Source organism: Mesorhizobium sp. C268A, assembly GCF_040324475.1.
Lineage (GTDB): Bacteria > Pseudomonadota > Alphaproteobacteria > Rhizobiales > Rhizobiaceae > Mesorhizobium.
The window spans coordinates 2573996-2594183 of sequence record NZ_JAMYVX010000001.1; the positions used below are offsets into that span (position 1 = coordinate 2573996).

Annotated in this window: 18 protein-coding genes; 11 read left to right on the forward strand and 7 right to left on the reverse strand. The window is 63.5% G+C overall.

Features of this window, described 5'->3' with window-relative positions:
- Positions 1 to 31: 31 nt before the first annotated feature.
- Genes NKL06_RS12495 through NKL06_RS12515 form a run of 5 tightly spaced genes read left to right on the forward strand, consistent with a single transcriptional unit; the run spans position 32 to position 5229 of the window.
- Positions 32 to 1573, forward strand: a complete 1542-nt coding sequence (locus NKL06_RS12495; protein WP_023692512.1) for a sugar ABC transporter ATP-binding protein — start codon at positions 32 to 34, stop codon at positions 1571 to 1573.
- Complete coding sequence (locus NKL06_RS12500) at positions 1570 to 2547, forward strand: ABC transporter permease (RefSeq protein WP_023692513.1); 978 nt, start codon at positions 1570 to 1572, stop codon at positions 2545 to 2547. Before NKL06_RS12495 ends, NKL06_RS12500 begins: the two co-directional genes overlap by 4 nt.
- Positions 2544 to 3539, forward strand: coding sequence for an ABC transporter permease (locus NKL06_RS12505; RefSeq protein WP_023692514.1), 996 nt, complete (start codon positions 2544 to 2546; stop codon positions 3537 to 3539). The genes NKL06_RS12500 and NKL06_RS12505 overlap by 4 nt, the downstream gene beginning before the upstream one ends.
- Positions 3539 to 3856: an L-rhamnose mutarotase gene (rhaM, locus tag NKL06_RS12510; RefSeq protein WP_023681927.1), complete on the forward strand. Its 318-nt coding sequence runs from the start codon at positions 3539 to 3541 to the stop codon at positions 3854 to 3856. The genes NKL06_RS12505 and rhaM overlap by 1 nt, the downstream gene beginning before the upstream one ends.
- Complete coding sequence (locus tag NKL06_RS12515; protein ID WP_023692515.1) at positions 3853 to 5229, forward strand: FGGY-family carbohydrate kinase; 1377 nt, start codon at positions 3853 to 3855, stop codon at positions 5227 to 5229. The genes rhaM and NKL06_RS12515 overlap by 4 nt, the downstream gene beginning before the upstream one ends.
- Here the strand turns inward: NKL06_RS12515 and NKL06_RS12520 are convergent, their stop codons facing one another.
- A complete protein-coding gene (locus NKL06_RS12520) occupies positions 5230 to 7038 on the reverse strand; it encodes an alanine racemase (protein ID WP_023692516.1) in 1809 nt (602 codons plus the stop codon). It lies immediately after the preceding gene.
- A 146-nt stretch (positions 7039 to 7184) separates the two neighbouring features.
- Between NKL06_RS12520 and NKL06_RS12525 the strand changes: the two genes are divergently transcribed.
- Complete coding sequence (locus NKL06_RS12525) at positions 7185 to 7394, forward strand: hypothetical protein (RefSeq protein ID WP_023692517.1); 210 nt, start codon at positions 7185 to 7187, stop codon at positions 7392 to 7394.
- A 7-nt stretch (positions 7395 to 7401) separates the two neighbouring features.
- Here the strand turns inward: NKL06_RS12525 and NKL06_RS12530 are convergent, their stop codons facing one another.
- Together NKL06_RS12530 and galE are read right to left on the reverse strand one after the other, a co-directional pair.
- Complete coding sequence (locus NKL06_RS12530) at positions 7402 to 8652, reverse strand: D-amino acid dehydrogenase (protein WP_023692518.1); 1251 nt, start codon at positions 8650 to 8652, stop codon at positions 7402 to 7404.
- A gap of 98 nt (positions 8653 to 8750) precedes the next feature.
- Positions 8751 to 9746: a UDP-glucose 4-epimerase GalE gene (galE, locus tag NKL06_RS12535; protein ID WP_023692519.1), complete on the reverse strand. Its 996-nt coding sequence runs from the start codon at positions 9744 to 9746 to the stop codon at positions 8751 to 8753.
- 279 nt (positions 9747 to 10025) lie between these two features.
- Between galE and hemA the strand changes: the two genes are divergently transcribed.
- Positions 10026 to 11303 carry a 5-aminolevulinate synthase gene (hemA, locus tag NKL06_RS12540; RefSeq protein WP_023692520.1) on the forward strand — a complete coding sequence of 426 codons (1278 nt, stop codon included), beginning with the start codon at positions 10026 to 10028 and terminating at the stop codon, positions 11301 to 11303.
- A gap of 18 nt (positions 11304 to 11321) precedes the next feature.
- Here hemA and NKL06_RS12545 read toward each other — a convergent pair whose 3' ends face one another.
- Both NKL06_RS12545 and mscL read right to left on the reverse strand, forming a co-directional pair.
- On the reverse strand, positions 11322 to 12488 hold the full coding sequence (locus NKL06_RS12545) for a pyridoxal phosphate-dependent aminotransferase (RefSeq protein WP_023669650.1): 1167 nt from the start codon (positions 12486 to 12488) through the stop codon (positions 11322 to 11324).
- A 157-nt stretch (positions 12489 to 12645) separates the two neighbouring features.
- Positions 12646 to 13065, reverse strand: a complete 420-nt coding sequence (gene mscL / locus NKL06_RS12550; protein ID WP_023681933.1) for a large conductance mechanosensitive channel protein MscL — start codon at positions 13063 to 13065, stop codon at positions 12646 to 12648.
- Between the two features lie 251 nt (positions 13066 to 13316).
- On the opposite strand from mscL, the gene NKL06_RS12555 reads away from it, so the two are divergent.
- The gene (locus NKL06_RS12555; RefSeq protein ID WP_023692521.1) at positions 13317 to 16820 is read left to right on the forward strand and encodes a PAS domain-containing hybrid sensor histidine kinase/response regulator; all 3504 of its coding nucleotides are present in this window, start codon (positions 13317 to 13319) and stop codon (positions 16818 to 16820) included.
- Positions 16821 to 16924: 104 nt separating this feature from the next.
- Here the strand turns inward: NKL06_RS12555 and NKL06_RS12560 are convergent, their stop codons facing one another.
- Both NKL06_RS12560 and NKL06_RS12565 read right to left on the reverse strand, forming a co-directional pair.
- On the reverse strand, positions 16925 to 17584 hold the full coding sequence (locus tag NKL06_RS12560) for a response regulator (RefSeq protein WP_023669647.1): 660 nt from the start codon (positions 17582 to 17584) through the stop codon (positions 16925 to 16927).
- Positions 17585 to 17702: 118 nt separating this feature from the next.
- Complete coding sequence (locus NKL06_RS12565) at positions 17703 to 18131, reverse strand: hypothetical protein (RefSeq protein WP_023692522.1); 429 nt, start codon at positions 18129 to 18131, stop codon at positions 17703 to 17705.
- Positions 18132 to 18332: 201 nt separating this feature from the next.
- On the opposite strand from NKL06_RS12565, the gene NKL06_RS12570 reads away from it, so the two are divergent.
- The 3 genes from NKL06_RS12570 (at position 18333) to NKL06_RS12580 (ending at position 20185) form a co-directional block, all read left to right on the forward strand.
- Positions 18333 to 18683, forward strand: coding sequence for a DUF952 domain-containing protein (locus NKL06_RS12570; protein WP_023692523.1), 351 nt, complete (start codon positions 18333 to 18335; stop codon positions 18681 to 18683).
- A complete protein-coding gene (locus NKL06_RS12575; protein ID WP_023692524.1) occupies positions 18680 to 19756 on the forward strand; it encodes a quinone-dependent dihydroorotate dehydrogenase in 1077 nt (358 codons plus the stop codon). The genes NKL06_RS12570 and NKL06_RS12575 overlap by 4 nt, the downstream gene beginning before the upstream one ends.
- A gap of 114 nt (positions 19757 to 19870) precedes the next feature.
- The gene (locus tag NKL06_RS12580; protein WP_023692525.1) at positions 19871 to 20185 is read left to right on the forward strand and encodes a hypothetical protein; all 315 of its coding nucleotides are present in this window, start codon (positions 19871 to 19873) and stop codon (positions 20183 to 20185) included.
- The last annotated feature ends 3 nt before the right edge of the window (positions 20186 to 20188 follow it).

The following is a 20188-nucleotide window of genomic DNA, read 5'->3' on the forward strand; positions in this document are numbered from 1 at the left end:
AACGGACCTTGTTTCAGGGCTTGATACGGATATGGACACGACAGCCCAGCACGGCATTGCGAAGGAGGAGCCCACGGGTCCTGCCCCGCGCCTGACGCTGTCCGGCGTCTCCAAAAGCTTTCCCGGCGTGCGCGCGCTGCACAATGTCAGCCTGTCGCTTTACCCCGGCCAGGTTACGGCGCTGATCGGTGAAAACGGTGCCGGCAAGTCGACGCTGGTCAAGATCATGACCGGCATCTACCAGCCCGACGCCGGCACGATCAGCATTGACGGCCAGGCCGTCACCCTGCCCAGCGCGCATGCCGCCTTCGGCCACGGCGTCACCGCCATTCATCAGGAAACCGTGCTGTTCGACGATCTGAGCGTCGCCGAAAACATTTTTCTCGGCCATGCGCCGCGCACGCGGCTAGGCACCATCGACTGGCGCACCATGCGAAAACACGCGCGCGAAGTGCTCGACACCATGCATGCCGGCCATATCGACGCCGATGCGCGGCTGAAAGACCTCGGCATCGCCAACAAGCATCTGGTAGCGGTTGCTCGCGCGATGTCGATCGATGCGCAGATCGTCATCATGGATGAGCCGACCGCAGCCCTTTCGATGAAGGAGATCGAGGAGCTTTTCCTGCTGATCGAATTCCTCAAGGAGGAAGGCAAGGCGATCCTGTTCATCAGCCACAAGTTCGACGAGATCTATCGGATCGCCGATCGCTACACCGTGTTCCGCGACGGCGAGATGGTTGGCGAGGGCCTTATCAAGGATACCGGCCAGAGCCAGATCGTGCGCATGATGGTCGGCCGCTCGGTCGATCACATCTTTCCGCCACGCAAGGCCGAGATCGGCGCGCCGGTGCTGTCGGTCGCTGGCCTTTCGCACCCGACCGAATTCAACGACATCGGCTTCGAACTGCACAAGGGCGAGATCCTCGGTTTCTACGGCCTTGTCGGCGCCGGGCGGTCAGAGGTGATGCAGGCGATATCGGGCATCACCCGCATATCGGGTGGAACGATCACGCTGGAAGGCAAGACGATCACGCCGAAATCGGCGGCGGATTCCATCGAAGCCGGCATCGTCTACGTGCCGGAGGAACGCGGCAAGCAGGGCGTGGTGATCGGCCTGCCGATCTTCCAAAACGTCTCGCTTCCCTCGCTCAAGCGCACCTCCAAATCCGGCCTGCTGCGATTGTCGGACGAATTCGCGCTCGCCCGCTCCTACACCGAGCGGCTAGACCTGCGCGCCTCGTCGCTGAGCCAGGATGTCGGCACGCTGTCGGGCGGCAACCAGCAGAAGATCGTCATCGCCAAATGGCTGGCGACAGCGCCCAAGGTGATCATACTGGACGAGCCGACCAAGGGCATCGACATCGGCTCCAAGGCCGCCGTGCACGGCTTCATGGCGGAGCTCGTCGCGCAGGGCCTGTCGGTGATCATGGTGTCGTCGGAACTGCCGGAGATTCTGGGCATGTCCGACCGCGTCATCGTCATGCGCGAAGGGCTGGTTGCGGCGGTCTACGATAATAAGGGGCTGGACGCCGAAACGCTGGTCCGGACGGCAGCGGGGATCGCGGCATGAAGGCTCTCCTGAAATTCCGCGAGATCTGGCTGGCAGCGGTGATCGTCGTTTTGATTGCTCTGATCTCGACGCGCTTCCCGGCCTTTGCCGACCCCGGCAATCTCGCCCAGGTGTTCAACGACACCTCGATCCTGATGATCCTGGCGCTGGGACAGATGGTCGTCATCCTGACCCGCTCGATCGACCTGTCGATGGCCTCCAACCTGTGCTTCACCGGCATGGTGGTGGCGATGCTGAACGCCGCGCATCCGGCGATCCCTATCCCGCTGCTGATCGTCATTGCGCTGGCCGTCGGACTGGTGCTCGGCGCCATCAACGGGCTGCTGGTGTGGCGGCTGAACATTCCGTCGATCGTGGTGACGCTGGGCACGCTCACCATCTATCGCGGCGCCACCTTCGTCCTGTCCGGCGGCGCATGGGTCAATGCCGACAAGATGAGCCCTGAGTTCATCGGCTTCCAGCGCGCAGCTTTCCTGGGCATTCCGGTTCTGTCCTGGATCGCCATACTGGTCATCGCGCTGTTCTTCGTGGTGATGACGCGAACCGCGCTTGGCCGTTCGATCTATGCCATCGGCGTCAACCCGACGGCGTCGGTCTATGCCGGCATCGATGTCGGCCGAACCAAATTCATCGTCTTCTGCATTTCCGGTATGATCGGCGGGCTCGCCGGTTATCTCTGGATTTCTCGTTATGTCATCGCCTCGGTCGAGGTCGCCAATGGCTATGAACTCAATATCATCGCCGCCTGCGTCATCGGCGGCATTTCGATTGCCGGCGGCATCGGCTCGGTCGGGGGCGCGGTGTTAGGGGCGCTGTTCCTCGGCATCATCTCCAACGCACTGCCGGTGATCAACATCTCCCCCTTCTGGCAGATGGCGATTTCAGGGAGCGCCATCATCCTGGCCGTCGTGCTCAACGCGCGCGGCGAACGCCAGCAGGGGCGGATCATTCTGAGGAAGGCGGAAGCGGCATGACCGACACCCCCGCCCCGCGCCACATTCCCGACCGGCTCGACAAGCCGCTCTCTTCAGCGATCTTTTCCTGGGAAGCGCTGCTGGTCGTCGTGGCCGTCGCCATCTTCGCCATCAACAGTTTCGCCTCACCCTATTTCCTAGATGCCTATTCGCTGTCGGACCTGACCTTCAATTTCACCGAGAAAGGCCTGATCGCCTTCGCGATGGCGCTGCTGATCATTTCGGGCGAGATTGACCTGTCGGTCGCCGCCATCATCGCGCTCGCCTCGACCATGATGGGCATGGCGGTACAGGCCGGCGCCGACACGCCGGTGCTGGTGGCTATCGGCATCGTCGTCGGGCTCGGTTGCGGCGCCTTCAACGGGCTGTTGGTGACGAGGCTCGGCCTGCCGTCCATCGTCGTTACCATCGGCACTATGAGCCTGTTTCGCGGCATTGCCTTCATCATCCTCGGTGACCAGGCCTACAAGGGCTATCCCGAGAGCTTCGCCTTCTTCGGCCAGGGTTACGTCTGGTGGGTGGTGTCGTTCGAACTGGTGCTCTTCCTCCTCGCGGCCGTCGCCTACTGGTTCCTGCTGCATCGCACCAGCTTCGGCCGCCGTGTCTTTGCCATCGGCAACAATCCGGTCGCGGCACAGTTTTCCGGCGTTCGCGTCGGCCGCATCAAATTCATCCTGTTTTGCATGACCGGACTGATGGCGGGCATCGCCTCGGTGCTGATCACCTCGCGGCTCGGCTCGACGCGGCCGTCAATCGCGCAGGGCTATGAGCTTGAGGTCATCACCATGGTGGTGCTGGGCGGCGTCAGCATTCTGGGCGGCTCCGGCAGCATTGTTGGCGTCGTGCTCGCCGCCTTTATCATGGGGCTGGTGACCTTCGGCCTCGGCCTGCTCAACGTGCCCGGCATCGTCATGTCGATCTTCATCGGCCTGCTCTTGATCTTCGTCATCGCGCTGCCGATCGTCTGGCGACAGCTGCGTGGTAACAGCTGATGCCTGAGAAATACGCCTTCAAGATGCAGCTCAAACCCGGCATGAAAGCCGAGTACAAAAAGCGCCACGATGAGATCTGGCCGTCGCTGGTGGCGCTGCTGAGAGAGGCCGGCGTCGCCGATTATTCGATCCATCTCGATGAAGACACCAACATCCTGTTCGGCGTGCTGTGGCGGCGGGACGACCATGGCATGGCCGACCTGCCGAAGCATCCGGTGATGCAGCGCTGGTGGGCGCACATGGCCGACATCATGGAGACCAGGCCGGACAACCAACCGGTGGCCATCCCCCTGGAAACAATGTTCCATATGGCATGAGTGCGCTGCGCCACATCGCCGTCATCGACATCGGCAAGACCAACGCCAAGGTGGCGCTGGTCGATCTCGTCACGCTGAGCGAGGTGGGGTTGCGCCGCATGGCGAACGCGCCGCTGCGACAAGCGCCCTATCCGCATCACGATGTCGAGGCGCTGTGGACGTTTATCCTCAACAGCCTTGCCAGCCTCGACCGCGAACAGCGTATCGAAGCGATTTCGATCACCACGCATGGTGCGACCGGCGTTCTGGTCGACGCAGCGGGCGAACTGGTGCTGCCTGTCCTCGACTATGAGTTCGACGGCCCCGACAGGCTGGCTACAGAGTATAGTGCGATCCGTCCGCCCTTCATTGAGACTGGGACGCCGCGCCTGCCGCTCGGCCTCAATCTCGGTGCGCAATTCTTCTGGCTTGAGAAGCGTTTTCCCACCGAATTCGCCAGGGCCGCCGCGATGCTGATGTATCCGCAATACTGGGCGCTGCGCCTGACCGGCGTTGCCGCCAACGAGGTGACCTCGCTCGGCTGCCACACCGATCTGTGGAGCCCTTGGGAGGCGGACTTTTCCTCGATGGTCGACAGGCTGGATTGGCGCAGGCTGATGGCGCCGGTGCGGCCGGCCAGGGACCAGCTCGGCCCGATCCTGCCGGCGCTTGCCGCGCGCACCGGGCTCGATCCGCAGACCCCGGCATTCTGTGGCCTGCACGATTCCAACGCCTCCCTATTGCCGCATCTTCTGTCCGACGAGCCGCCCTTCTCGGTCGTCTCGACCGGCACCTGGGTGGTATCGATGGCGGTCGGCGGCAGAGAGATTGCGCTCGATGCTGCGCGCGACACGCTGGTCAATGTCAGCGCGCTTGGCGCTCCCGTGCCCTCGGCGCGGTTCATGGGTGGCCGCGAGTTTTCCCAGCTGACCAAGGACAAGCCGCAGGACTGCAGCGGCAGCGAGGTGCTGGCCGTTCTGACCGGAAAAATGCTGCTTTTACCTTCTACGCAGCAGGGATCGGGACCGTTCCCGCACCATGCCGCGGAATGGCTTGATGCCGACGGCATCAGCAAAGGCGAGCGGTTCGCCGCCATTTCCTTCTATCTGGCACTGATGACGGCGACCTGCCTCGAGCTGATCGGCGCCGACGGCCCGACCACCGTGGAAGGACCGTTTGCTCGCAACCGGCTCTTTGTCGGCATGCTGGCGGCAGCGACCGCGCGCATCGTCATCGCCTCCGAGGCGGCCACCGGCACCAGCATCGGCGCGGCACTGCTCGCATCCGATCAGCCAGTGACGCACGGCAAGGGCGAAAGAATTGAGCCGCAGACCGACCCGGTCTGGGCGGCCTATGTCACCGCGTGGCGCGCGGCAGTCGACGCGCAAGGCTGATCACAAAATCCGCTTCCCAAAGGCCGACATGACGAAGTTGACGGCGTCGGCGCCGATCCGCGGCTCCAGACCGGCGGTCAGCCCGGAAACATCCATCGACAGCAGACCGCCGGACAGCGAGATCGCCTCCATTGCCTGATGCGTCTCGCGCACCGTCAGCCCGCCCGAGCCCGCAGCCCAGCCGGTAAATTCGGTCGCCGTCGGCGAATAGCTGACGTGAAAGCCCTGCGTGCCCGACGTCGCGATGCGGATCGCCTCATGCATGAGGTCGCGCATGCCCATGGCGTCGATGTCGGTCATGGTGAAGGCCGAGACACGCGAATCCTTGAGCACCCTTGCCTCCGCCGGATCGGCATGGCGCAGGCCCACGATGACGACATTTTCCGGCGACAGCTGCGGCTGCAGCGCGCCGGGCTTGTGATCGAGACCGAGCGCGCGGGCCAGCACCGAGACTTCAGGCATGTCTTCGGCCTCCTCGTCCTCGGGCATCAGGGCGGCGAGGGAATCGATCCAGATCAGGCCAAAGGAATGCGTCGCCCGCGCCGTTGCGGTCAGCGCCTTGTGGGCGATACGGCGATCTGCGCCGGCGGCGAGACGGACGAGGCCCGAGGGCGGCCGCTCGACGTCGGCGAGTTCGACCACGTCGAAATTCATTGCCTCCAGCCGCGCGCCGGTTCCCTCGCGGGCGATAATCCCGCCGGCTTCCGGTTCGGCCGAGATCGACACCATCTTGCGGCCGGAGAAATCCGCGACGTCGTGCATCGGCGCCTTCTCGACATATTCCGAGGTCATCGCCAGAAGCATGGCGCCATAATTCATGCGGAAGGCGACGCGGTCGCCGACGGTGGGTCGCGGATCGGCATCCTGCACATCGAGCAGCAGATGGTCGCTGGAAGCGCCGAGCACCCTCACCCCTTTGGCGATCGGCGTCAGCCCTTCCACCAGCACGTCCTCGCGGCCTATATTGGCGATGGCGCGCAGCCGGTCGCCCTCGTCGGCAAAGACCGGCTGGTTGCCGAAGGCGTCGTAGCCGGATGTGCCGATCGGCCGCGAAGGCTTGAGTTTGACCTCGATGATGTCGCTGGTCAGCCGGCAGGCATCGGGTTCGAGTTCAGGCCACGGCACGTCGCGAAAGGTTTCGGCACCGCCTTGCAGGATCGCCTCGCCCACGCGCAGATTGTTGATGCCGGGCGGCAGCTTGCCTTCGAGCAGCAGCGTCAGCGATGACGAGGCGCCGCTTTTGCCGGACAGGCGCTCGGTCTTGTAGGCATGGGCGACGAGTTGGCCAAGGTTCTCCGGGGTCGGCATTATGGCGCCGAAGCAGCCGAGATTGGTGCCGATGCCGGCGATGCGCACGCCCTTGAATTCCAGGATCTGCTCGACGGTGGGGATCAGGTCGCTTGGCCAGATGCCTTCGCGGAGATCGCCGAGATCGATCATCAGCATGATGTCGTGGACGCGGCCCATGCGCTCGGCAATGCGCGATATCTCGCGGATGGTGGTCAGTTCCGACTGCAGGCTGATGTCGACGGTGCGCACGACCTCCTCGACGCGCGCCATGGGCGGGCTGCGCAGCAGGATGACCGGCGCATTGATGCCGCTGTCGCGCAGCCGCCGAATGTTCTCAAAACGCGATTCCGCGATGCCGGCAACACCGCCGCGCAGCATGGCCCGCGCCACCTGCGGCATGCCGCATGTGCCCTTGGTGACACCGAATACCTTGATATCAGACAATGCGCAGCGTTCGACGATGGTGCGGGCGTTGCGCTCGATGCGGCCAAGGTCGATAGCGACTTGCGGTCCCGACATTTCGTCACTCAGGGTTTGTAGAATCTGTCAGCCAGATGCATCTTCCAGATCGTCGTACGATATTTGTCAAACTTTGCGCAGGGACGGTCTCAATGTTGGAAACCAGAGCAATTGTATGTGGGCACGTCTTTCGATCGGAGAGGCCGGTGACGCTGGTCGTTCATCATTTCGATGGTGAGTGGCAACTGACCTGCGGCGAACATGATCACCCCGCGGACTGCGGAGGTTTCGAAGTTATCGGTCTCGGCCATTTGACCGCCAGGCAGGAAAACTTGGCACAGATTGGCCAGCTTGAGCGCGGATGGCTTGCCGAATGGGTGCACGACGAATCGACTCGATGCCAACACGACGACTAGAGCTCCCTCAGTTCCCGTAGACCAGCCCTTGCGGGTCGATCTCCGGCTTGCGGCCGGCGACGAGGTCGGCCAGGAACTTGCCCGAGCCGCAGGCCATGGTCCAGCCGACATGGCCGTGGCCGGTGTCGAGGTAAAGGTTCTTGTATTTAGCCTTGCCGATGACCGGCACCGAGTTGGGCATCATCGGTCGCAGACCTGCCCACAACAGCGCCTTCTTCTCGTCGAAAGCGCCGGGGAAAAGGTCTTTGCCGGTGCTCAGCATGGACTTGAAGTCGCTGAGCTTGAAGCTGCGGTCGAAGCCGGTGAACTCGGCTGTCGAGGACATGCGCAGGCGGTTTCCGAGCCTGGAGTAACCAACCAGCCGGTCCTCGTCGGCGCCGCCCATGGTCGGTCCCTTGCTCTCGTCCTCCAGCGGGATGGTCGCGCTATAGCCTTTAACCGGATAGACGGGCAGGTCGATACCGTAGCGGCGGCCGATCAGGCCGCTCTCGGGGCCCATGGCGATGACGACGGCGTCGCCCGTCACCGGGCCGGCCGATGTCATGACCGCACGCACCCGATCGCCTTCTATGTCGAGCCCCTCGACCGTGGTGTCGAACAGGAATCTGACGCCGAGCTTTTCGGCGGCATAGGCGGCCAGCCCATCGACGAATATCCTGGAATCGCCGGTCTGGTCGATTGGCGAATAAACGCCGCCGGCGATCTTTTCCTTCACTCCGGCGAGCCCGGGCTCAAGTTCGACCAGCCGGTCGCGGCCGACGATCTCGATCGGCAGGCCATGCTTCGCCAGAAACTGGTAGTTGTCGGTGCCGGTGTCGAGACTGTGCTGCGAGCGGAAGAAATAAAGAATGCCCTTCTTGCGCTCGTCATAGTGGATGCCGGTGGCGTCGGAGAGCGCGTTGATGCAGTCGCGCGAATAGAGCGCCAGGCGCAGTTTGACCTGGCTGTTGGCGCGCAGGCGCGCCACCGTGCACTGGCGCAGGAAGCGCAGGCTCCAGGCGAGGAAATAGGGATCGAAGCGCAGCCTGACCTTGATGCCGAGATCATGGTTCCAGAGCGCGCGCAGGAAGGTCTTCAGCGCCGCCGGGGAGGCCCAGGCGGTGGCGTCGCCCGGCGACACCAGACCGGCATTGGACTGGCTGGTGCCGCGCGCCGGCGCCGGATGGCGCTCGATAACGGTGACCTCATGGCCGTCGGCGGCCAGATAATACGCGGCCGCGGTACCGACAACACCGGCTCCAAGCACCGTTATCTTCATGCCACCCCCTCTTCGCGGCGCAGCGCCTCCACGCCGCATCGCCAATGCCTTCAATAGCGCTTCGCCGCGCGCCTTGCGAGCCCTCGGAAGTGCCCGGCTCAGCCTCGCGCGGAGTTCTTGCCGGTGAGGATGCGCTCCCAGGCGAGCGCATCGGCGACGATCTGGTCAAGGTCGTCGCGTTGCGGGGTCCAGCCGAGTTCGGCGCGTGCAAGGTCCGAATTGGCAACCACGGCGGCGGCGTCGCCGGGGCGCCGGTCGCCCATCTTGACCTCGAAATCCCGGCCGAAGGCGCGCCGCACGCTGTCGATGACCTCGAGCACCGAATAGCCGTGGCTGTAGCCGCAATTGGCGACGAGGCTGCCGCCGCCGGCGCGCAGGCGCTGCAGCGCCAGCCGGTGCGCCGCAGCCAGGTCGCTGACATGGATATAATCGCGCATGCAGGTGCCGTCCGGCGTCGGATAATCGGTGCCGAACACCTGCATGAAGGGGCGTTTGCCGAGCGCGGTCTCGCAGGCGACCTTGATCAGATGCGTGGCGCCAGGCGTCGACTGCCCCGCCCGGCCCCTGGGATCGGCGCCGGCGACGTTGAAGTAGCGCAGCGCCGTGTAGCGCAAGGGATGCGCAAGCGCTGCGTCGCGCAGCATCCATTCGCTCATCAGCTTGGACAGGCCGTAGGGCGATTCCGGCGCCAGGCGGGCATCCTCGCGCACCGGCTCCAGGCCGGCGCCGCCATAGACGGCGGCGGTCGAGGAGAAGATGAAATGCGGCACGCCCTCGCGCACCGCGGTTTCGATCAGCGTGCGGGTCTTGGAGGTGTTATTCTCGTAATAAGCGAGCGGGTCGGCAACCGACTCCGGCACCACGATGGAACCGGCGAAGTGGATGATCGCGTCGACCTCGTTATCCCGGATGATCTGGCCGACCAATTCCCTATCGGCGACATCGCCGACGACAAGCTTGGCTTCCGGCGCTACCGCCCATTCGAAGCCGGTGGAAAGGCGGTCGAGAACGACGACGCTCTCGCCGGCATCCAGCAGTTCCCAGACCATGTGGCTGCCGATATAACCGGCGCCGCCCGTTACCAAAACCGTCATCCGTGTCCTCTTTTACTCATGATTTATCGGAAACTGTCTCAATCACCGCCTTACTGGAAAGCCTGCGGTAAGGCCATTAGAAACGCCTGAATGTTAAATCCGTAACAGTCTCACCGGCCTGTGGCATCGTACGGAAACAAAATTGATCCACATCAAGGGAATAGGCCACGATCTGGCATCGTTAGGAACAGGCTTGGGGCGTGGCATTTTGACCAAAACGGCCCGGTGGACGACGAATGGGCCAACGATTATGATCCCGCGCAAAACTGGGAAGGCGACATGAACTATCAGCGGTTCTTCGAGGAAGCGATCGACCAGCTCCACGCCGAGCGGCGCTACCGGGTTTTCGCCGATCTCGAGCGCATTGTCGGCAAGTTTCCGCGCGCCATCTGGCGTTCCAACGGCCGCGCCGAGGAAATCACCGTCTGGTGCTCCAACGACTATCTCGGCATGGGCCAGAACCCCGATGTCATCGCCGCTTTCCAGAACGCGGCCGGCAAGATGGGTTCGGGCGCCGGCGGCACCCGCAACATTTCCGGCACCTCGAACCCGTTGGTCGAACTCGAGCTGGAACTGGCCGACCTGCACGACAAGGAAGCCGCGCTCGTCTTCACCTCCGGCTTCGTCTCCAACGAGGCCTCGATCTCGACCATTGCGCGGCTTTTGCCCAATTGCCTGATCATTTCGGACGAGCTCAACCATGCCTCGATGATCGAAGGCGTACGGCGCTCGGGCGCCGAAAAGAAGATTTTCCGCCACAACGACGTCGCGCATCTCGAAAGCCTGCTGCAGGTGGCGGGCCGCGAACGCGCCAAGCTGATCGTGTTCGAGAGCGTCTATTCGATGGATGGCGACATCGCGCCGATCAAGCAGATCGTCGAACTGGCCGAACGCTACAACGCCATGACCTATATTGACGAGGTCCATGCCGTCGGCATGTACGGACCGCGCGGCGGCGGCATCACCGAGCGCGAGGGGCTGGCCGACCGCATCGACATCATCGAAGGCACGCTGGCCAAGGCGTTCGGCACGCTGGGCGGCTATATCGCCGGCAACAGCGCCGTCATCGACGCGGTGCGCTCCTATGCTCCGGGCTTCATATTCACCACGGCGCTGCCGCCGGCCATCGCCGCCGCCGCCACCACGTCCATCCGCCACCTCAAGCGGTCGCAAGCCGAGCGCTATGCGCAACAGCGCCAGGCGTTGCGGACCAAGGAGGTTCTGTCTGCAGCCGGCCTGCCGGTGATGGAATCGCCGACACACATCGTGCCGGTGCTGGTCGGTGACCCCGAACTCTGCAAGATGGCCAGCGACCGTCTGCTCGGCATGCACGGCATCTACATCCAGCCGATCAACTATCCGACCGTGCCGCGCGGCACCGAGCGGCTGCGCATCACGCCGACGCCGTTCCATACCGATGCGCTGATTGCGGGACTGCAGGACGCGCTGGTCGAGACATGGGATGCGCTGGGCATTCCCTACGGCTCCGCCGGACGGCCCAGTGTCGCCAAGAGCGACCGGATTGTGCCGCTGCTTGTGCCGAAGTCGGGCGGCTGAAGCCGCCGCCCATTCACCTCAAACCGTCCTCATCCATCCCGCCAGCCGGTGTGCCGCTTCCTCGAGTTGGTCGAGGCGGCGGTGGAAGCACAGGCGCAAAAACGCCTCTCCGCCAGGGCCGAAGGCGGTGCCCGGCGCCAGGCCGACATTGGCCTTGTCGACGATGTCGAAAGCAGCCCGGCGCGGATCGGTGATGCCGTCGACCGTGAAAAACAAATAGAACGCGCCTTGCGGCACGGTGAAGCGCGCTTTGCCGGTTGCGCCGAGAATATCGCAGACCAGGTCGCGCGCTTTCCTGGCGCGCTCCACCTGCTCGACGATGAAGGCATCACCGTGGTCCAGCGCCGCGACGGCGCCGCGCTGCATGAACTGGGCGACGCCTGAGGTCGAATACTGGATCAGGTTCTCGAACACCTGCTGCAGCTCGGGATGGGTCTTGATCCAGCCGACGCGCCAGCCGGTCATCGCCCAGTTCTTGGAAAAGGAGTTGACGAACAGGATGCGGTCTTCCGCGGTCGAAATGTCGAGGAAGGACGGCGCACGGCCGTGGCCGTAGTGGAACAGCGAATAGATCTCGTCGGCGATGATCCACAGACCCTTTTGGCGGGCGAGATTCAGGATCGCCTGCAGCGTTTCCTTATCGGCCGTCCAGCCGGTGGGGTTCGATGGCGTGTTGACGAACAGCGCCTTGGTGCGCGGCGTCACCGCAGCCGCAATCTTGTCGACATCGCAGGACCAGCCATTGCCCGACTGGTCGAGCGTGACCGCAACCGGGGTAGCGCCGGAAATACCGGCGGCGGCGGCGAAATTCGGCCAGGCCGGGGAGAGATAGACCACCTCGTCGCCGCTGCCGGCGACCGCGGCTAATGCCAACTGAATGGCATGCATGCCGGAACCGGTGGCGATGAATTCCTCTTCGGCGAAGCTCTTGCCGAAATGCCTGGCATAGTAGCGAGAAAGCGCTTGCCTCAGCTCCGGAATGCCTTTCTGCCAGGTATAGAAGGTCTCGCCATTGGCGAGCCCCTTGGCGGCGGCTTCCGAAATGAAGGCAGGCGTCGGCAAATCGCCTTCACCGGCCCAGAGCGGGATCATGCCCTCGCGCGTACGGCCGTAATTGACGACGGCGACAATGCCGCTTTCGGGGGCGGCCACCGCTTCGGCGCGCAAGCTATCGATCAGGGTCATGACAGGTCCGTTTTGATGTCCGCTTTGATGCATGTCATTATCCAGAACCGCTGCGCACTTATGGGCGACATGCATTGGCGGATGCTCTTAGCAGATGCGGCAACAGAAAACCCCGGCCGCGAACGACCGGGGTTTTGGTCCAGAAATCTGGCCTTGTCTATTTCCTGGCGAGGAGATCGCGAATTTCGGTGAGCAGTGCGACGTCAGCCGGCGGCGGAGCCGCAGGTGCGGCCGGCTTCTCGCGCTCGAGCCGCTTGCGCATGTTGTTCACGGCCTTGACCATAAGGAAGATGATGAAAGCCAGGATGACGAAATTCAGCGCCACGGTGATAAAATTGCCGTAGGCGAACACCGCGCCTTCCTTACGCGCGTCGGCAAGATTGGTCGAATGCACTGTTGATGAGAGGCCTATGAAGTAGTTGGAAAAGTCGACGCCACCAAGTGCGCCGATGAAAGGCATGATGATGTCATTGACAAGAGAATCGACGATCTTGCTGAAGGCCGCGCCGATGATGACGCCGACCGCAAGGTCCATCACATTTCCTTTGGAAATGAATTCCTGGAATTCTTTCAGCATTCGACCCTCCTTGTCATGACGGACCGCGCTGCCGCCGTCCCTCCGGCGTCGGCCCGTGCGCACCATAACAAAAACCTGCGGTTGCAACAGAAGCAAAAGCTGGAGAACACCGCTTTCTCCTTACCTTGGGTCACGGTTCGACAGGGCGGCGTCGCGACCATGCGCCGAAAGCCGCGATGGACTTGACCTTAGAGCTGTGATTGCCTCTGGGCAGGCCGGGGTGAAAGCTGGCCGAGGAGGATTTTCGGGCCGTGCAGGGCTGGTTCATCGTCATCATTGCGGTCGCCTATGTAACGCTGCTGTTCGTCATCGCCAGCCTCGGCGACCGGCGTTCAACGGCGTTGGGACCCGGCCGCGCCCGGCCCTTCATCTATGCGCTCAGCCTCGCCATCTACTGCACCTCCTGGACCTTCTTCGGCTCGGTCGGCCTGTCGTCCGAACGCGGCCTCGAATTTTTGGGCATCTACACCGGGCCGGTGCTGGTGTTCGTGTTCGGCTTTCCGCTGCTCAATCGCATCGTGCGGCTGGCCAAGAGCGAGAAGATCACCTCGATCGCCGACTTCCTCGGCGCGCGCTACGGCAAGAGCTTTGCCGTCTCGGCGATCGCCACGCTGATCGCCACCATCGGCGCGGTGCCCTATATCGCACTGCAACTGAAGGCGATCTCCGGTTCGGTCGGCCTGATGGTCGAGCATTATACGGGATCGCCGCCCTCCTTCGATCCCTTCGTCAGCGACATCTCGCTGGTGGTGGCCATGCTCTTGGCGCTGTTTGCGGTGCTGTTCGGCACCCGCCATGCCGACGCCACCGAGCACCAGGACGGGCTGGTGCTGGCGGTGGCGGTCGAAACCGTGGTCAAGCTCGCCGCCTTCCTGGCGATCGGCCTGATGGTCACCTTCCTGATCTTCGGTGGCCCGGGCGACATGATCGACAAGCTGGCCGAAAACAGCCAGGTGCGGCAAGCCATGGGCTACAACACCTCGCTCGCCACCTGGCTGGTGCTGACTTGCCTGAGCGGCTTTGCCATCATCATGCTGCCGCGCCAGTTCTACGTCACCATCGTCGAGAACCGCGGCGAGGCCGAACTGCGCACCGCGACCTGGGTGTTCCCGCTCTATCTCGTGGCGATAAACCTGTTCGTGCTGCCGATCGCCTTCGCCGGCCTGGCGCTGGTCGGCACCAAAACCACCAGTGACCTCTATGTGCTGGCGCTGCCCTTGTTCGGCGGCCATGACTTCCTCGCCATGGCCGCCTTCATCGGTGGGCTGTCGGCGGCGACCGCCATGGTGATCGTCGAAAGCGTGGCGCTGTCAATCATGATCTCCAACGACCTCGTCATCCCGCTGTTCGTGCGCCGCCTGCTCAAGACCACGACCTCGGAGAATGAGGATTGGTCGACGCTGATCCTCAACGTGCGGCGCGGCGCCATCTTCATCCTGTTGTTCATTGCCTTCCTCTACTACCGCGAAAGCACCAACGCGGCGCGGCTGTCGTCGATCGGCCTGATGTCGTTCGCGGCAATCGCCCAATTCGCGCCGGCGCTGATCGGCGGGCTGATCTGGCGCGGCGCCAATGGCCGCGGCGCGGCCCTTGGCATGGTCGCCGGCATCCTCGTCTGGGGCTATACGCTGCTTTTGCCGTCGCTCTCGGCAGCCGACGCGGACATCGTCGTGCAGGGGTTGTTCGGTTTCGAGGCGCTGCGGCCGCAGGCTCTGTTCGGCACCGTCGCCGAACCGTTGAACCACGGCGTGCTCTGGAGCCTGTCGGTCAACACGCTGTTCTTCGTGCTCGGCTCGCTGTCGCGCGCGTCAGTGCCGCTGGGGCGGATCCAGGCGTCGATCTTCGTGCCGCGCGAATCCGGCCCGATGCCCAGCCTGCGCCGCTTCCGCACCGCCATCACCGTCAATGTGCTGAAAGACACCATCTCGCGCTACCTCGGCGTCGAGCGCACCGAGCGCTCCTTCCAATCCTTCGAGAAAAGCAATGGCGTCTCGCTGCACGGCAATGAGCAGGCCAGCATGGATGTCATCCGCTTTTCCGAGCAGCTGCTGGCGAGCGCGGTCGGCTCGTCTTCGGCGCGGCTGATCCTGTCGCTGCTGTTTCGCCGCAACGACCGCGAGTCCAAGGACGCCTTTCGCCTGCTCGACGACGCCACCGAAGCGCTGCAGCACAATCGCGACCTGCTGCAGATCGCGCTCGACCAGATGGAGCAGGGCATCACCGTATTCGACCGCGATTTTCGTCTGATCTGCTGGAACAGACAATATCGCGCGCTGTTCGACCTGCCCGACGAGATGGGCCAGGTCGGCGTCTCGCTCGACCGCATCCTGCGCCACCTCGCCGAGCGCGGCGATATTCCGGCCGACCAGCGCGTGGCGATGCTCAACCGGCTGACCAGCTTCGTCAGCCCATGGCAGATGGAGTTGAAGACCAGTGGCCGTATCCTCGAACTGCGCTCCAACCCGATGCCGGACGGCGGAATCGTCGCCACCTATGCCGACATATCAGGACGCGTCGAACAGGATTTGGCGCTGAAGCGGGCCAATGAATCGCTGGAGCAGCGGGTCAAGACGCGGACCATCGAACTGACTAGGGTTAACGAGGAGTTGACCCGGGTCAATGAGGAGCTGGCGCAGGCGCAGATGCTGGCCGAGGAGGCCAATCTGGGCAAGACGCGCTTCCTCGCCGCCGCTGGCCACGACATCCTGCAGCCGCTGAACGCCGCCCGTCTCTACTGCTCGTCGCTGATCGAAAAGGCCGGCAAGGGCCCGGCCGGCAAGGCCGCTATCAACATCGAATCCTCGCTGGAATCGGTCGAGACGATCCTGGGCGCCGTGCTCGACATTTCCCGCCTCGACGCCGGCGCGATGAAACCGGACGACAGCGCCTTCCGCCTGGACGGGCTGCTGCGCCAGATCGGCAATGATTTTCAGCCGCTCGCCGCCGAAAAGAAACTCGATCTGACGATCATGGCCTCGTCGCTCAGCGTGATGACGGACCGCAACCTACTGCGCCGGCTGATCCAGAATCTGGTCTCCAACGCCATCAAATACACCCCCCATGGCCGCATCCTGGTCGGCGTGCGACGGCGCGGCGAACTCGCCGAAATCCAGGTGATCGACACTGGCATCGGCATTGCCGGCGACAAGCTGAACACGGTCTTCAACGAGTTCACCCGGCTGGATGAAGGCGTGCGCGAAGCCGAAGGTCTCGGCCTTGGCCTGTCCATCGTAGACCGCATCGCGCGGGTACTGCGGCTCGAGATCCAGATCTTTTCCAACCCGGGCAAGGGTACGCGCTTTTCCGTTATCCTGCCGGTTGCGGCGGTTGAGGCGCCGCGGCGCGAGGTCGAGCCGAAGGCGCCTGCCCGCACCGCGAATTCGCTGGCCGGCCTGCGCGTCATGTGCATCGACAATGACCCTCGCATTCTCGATGGCATGCGGCTTTTGCTCGAAGGCTGGGGCTGCAGCGTCGGCACGTTTTCGGGTTCGGAGGATTTTGGCAGGGCCGATCGTCCCGACATCGTGCTTGCCGACTATCATCTCGATGGCAGAAGCGGCCTCGACATCATCGCGCGCCTGCGTGACATCCATGGTTCCGACCTGCCGGCCGTGCTGGTCACCGCCGACCGCTCCACCGAGGTCCGTGCCGCTGCCGCCGCGCTCGACGTGCCGGTAATCAACAAGCCGCTGAAGCCCGCGGTGCTGCGCTCGATGATGGCCAGGGTCAGGCCGCTGGCCTCGGCGGCCGAGTAGGGTTCAATGCATGTCGCCCAGAAGTGTGCCCCGGTTCTGGGACCACGACATGCATCGAACAAGAGCTAAAGCGGGTCGCATGAATCCGTTCAGCGCGATGCGCTTTAGCCTGCTGGCTGCAACGGATCGCTGCCGATCTTGGACAGCTGGATCACCGCCTGGGTGCGGCTGTCGACGCCGAGCTTTTGCAGGATGGCCGAGACATGCGCCTTGACCGTCGCTTCGGAGACGCTGAGTTCGTAGGCGATCTGCTTGTTGAGCAGGCCTTCGGCCAGCATGCCGAGGACACGCGTCTGCTGCGGCGTCAGCGCCTGCAGCCGCTTGATCAGGTCGGATATTTCGGGGTCGCGCTCGACGCCGAGGTCGATGCCGACGGGTGCTGCGATGTCGCCGGCCAGCACCGTCTGCACGGCGCTGCGAATCTCTTCCATACTGGCCGATTTGGAGATGAAGCCGGACGCGCCGAGATCGAGCGCGCGCCGGATGGTCACCGGGTCGTCATGTGCCGACACCACCACCAGCGGCACCGCCGGGTGGATGCCGCGCAGTGCGATCAGACCGGACAGGCCGCTGGCGCCCGGCATCGACAGGTCGAGCAGCACCAGGTCGACATCCTCATTGGCCACGACCAGGACCTTGGCGCTTTCGAAATCGCCGGCCTCGTGAATGGCTGCGACATCACCAACGCCGGCAAGCGCCTCTTTCAGCGCGCCGCGGAAAAGCGGATGGTCGTCGGCGATGACGAAGGTGTAACCCGACGGCAAATGTTCCTCCCCAAATCCCTTATTGATTATCGGCTTTTACGGGGACCGGACGATTATGCGGCGAAGCGCTTTGTCTTCATGCGGCAATGGCCGGACGGGGCATTCCCCGCCGGGCAGTTCAGGTCTTTTGCGAATTGAGATTGGCGCCGTCATCCTTGTCCATTTCCTTGACGATGCCCATGAAGCCGCGCAGCATGCGCTCCATATAGCTCATCGTCTTGTCGAAATCCTCCTCGCTCGGCAGCTTCGATTCGAGGCGGGCGGACAGCGAGTTCTCGAGCTTGGCGACGCGTTCGTCCATTGCTTTCATCGAGGCCTGCAAACGGTCGACTTCCTCCTGGAAGGCGGCGCGTTCGTCGGCGGCCATCTTGCAGATGAGCTGGCCGGAGCGCTCCTCGCAGATCGACATGGCGCCGGTCCGGGTGTCCATACGGACATAACCGTTGGCGGATTTTTCCAGCCGGTAGCGGTCGGTCTCTTCGGACCAGGCCGATGCCGCAACCAGCGAGACCAGTGCGGCGGGGATCAGTATGTGCTGCAGACGCATGTTCCATCCTCCACGAGCCAGTATGCGCAACCTATCACAGCTTTGCGCCGTAAATGCGGACGAGTTGCCCTTCCCCGCATGAGCCATCCGGACCAGAGCGGGTCGCCGTTCCACGGCGCTCCGCTCTATCTCCTTGTTTTAACGCAATTCCGGGCGGAAAACCGCTTCACACTTTTCCTGGAATTGCTTTATAGCGCAACAATGTCTCAGATCATCTACAAGATCGCGCCCGAAGCCCTTTGGCGCGAGGCCGAGAAAAACGGCCGCTTCACCGGCGCTCCGATCGACGTCGCCGACGGCTTCATCCATTTCTCCACTGCTGATCAGGCCAGGGAGACGGCGGCGAAGCATTTCGCCGGCCAGACGGATTTGCTGCTGATCGCCATCGACGGGGCGCTGCTCGGTGACCCGCTGAAATACGAGGTCTCGCGCGGCGGCGCGCTGTTTCCGCATCTCTATGGCGTGCTCGACATGAACGCCGTGCTGTGGGTGAAACCATTGCCGCTCGGCGCTGATGGCGCACACCAGTTTCCGGCGCTGGAGGCCGAATGAGCGTGTTCGATCGCATCGGCCAGAAACTGCTGTTCACCTTCGATCCGGAAACGGCGCATGGCATGTCGATCGCGGCGCTGCGATGCGGTCTGCCGGTCGGCGCGCGGACGGTGCGCGACGACAGGTTGAAGCTCAGCCTCTGTGGCATCGCCTTCCCCAATCCGCTCGGCATGGCCGCAGGCTATGACAAGAATGCCGAGGTGCCTGACGCGCTGCTTGGCCTCGGCTTCGGCTTTGCCGAAGTCGGCACCGTGACGCCGCTGCCGCAGGCCGGCAATCCGAAGCCGCGCATTTTCCGGCTGGCTGAGGATGATGCGGCGATCAACCGGCTGGGTTTTAACAATGAGGGCCACGAAGCGGCCGAGATGCGCCTTGCCGCGCGCAAGGGACGCGTCGGCATCGTCGGCGTCAACATCGGCGCCAACAAGGACAGCGCCGATCGTGTCCATGACTATGAGCTCGGCGTCTCCCGCTTTGCGAAATACGCCAGTTATCTCACCGTCAACATCTCGTCGCCCAACACGCCCGGCCTGCGCAACATGCAGGCGCGCGAACAGCTCGGCGAACTTCTGGCTCGCGTCATATCGGCCCGTGGCTCGGCATCGGCCCAGCCACCAATCTTTCTCAAGGTCGCACCCGATCTGGTCGAGGCCGAGCTTGAAGACATCGCCGCCGAAGTGACCGAAAAGCAGATCGACGGCGTCATCGTCTCCAACACGACGCTCTCGCGATCCGGATTGCGTAGCCCAAGCGGCGCCGGCGAGACCGGCGGTCTCTCGGGAAAACCGCTGTTCGAGCGTTCGACCATCGTGCTGGCCAAGATGCGTCGGCTGCTCGGGCCGGAGCGCGCCGTCATCGGCGTCGGCGGCGTCGATTCCGCCGAGACCGCGCTGGAGAAAATCCGCGCCGGCGCCGACCTCGTGCAGCTCTATACCGGCATGGTCTATGCCGGACCGGCGCTGCCCGGCCGCATCCTTGCCGGCATGGCGAAGTTCGCCGACAGGGAACAGCTGACGTCCTTGCGCGGCCTGCGCGACAGCCGGCTCAGCGAATGGGCGGCAAAGCCGCTTTGATTTGACGGCCAAGCTACGCCGTTGATGCGCAGCGAAAGTGGCCGCTGTCCGTCTCACGCCATATTTAGAGCACACAGGACCTGTCAGCTTGTTCGATTGAAAAGCGAGGCTGCAATGCCATCGGCTGCGGTTTTCATTCTTGCGTCCATGGCTGCTCCCTTTGGCGATGGTCAACTGGAGCCCTATGTGCGGCAACTTTGCCAGGCCGCTGCTGTGAATGCCTTGCCCGCGAACGTCTCGTCGACCACCGCATTGCAGTCAGCCGCCGTTTGCTTCTTTGTCTATTCCGATATGCCTTCTGCTGGGCAGCCCGCCAAAAACTGCCATGCAGTCGTCGCGGCGCTTGCGCCTTCCGACATCGGGACGGCCATGGACGTTTGCGAGGCAGCAGGCGAGCTGACGCGAAATTGGGCTAATGGCCGTTTCTGAGGG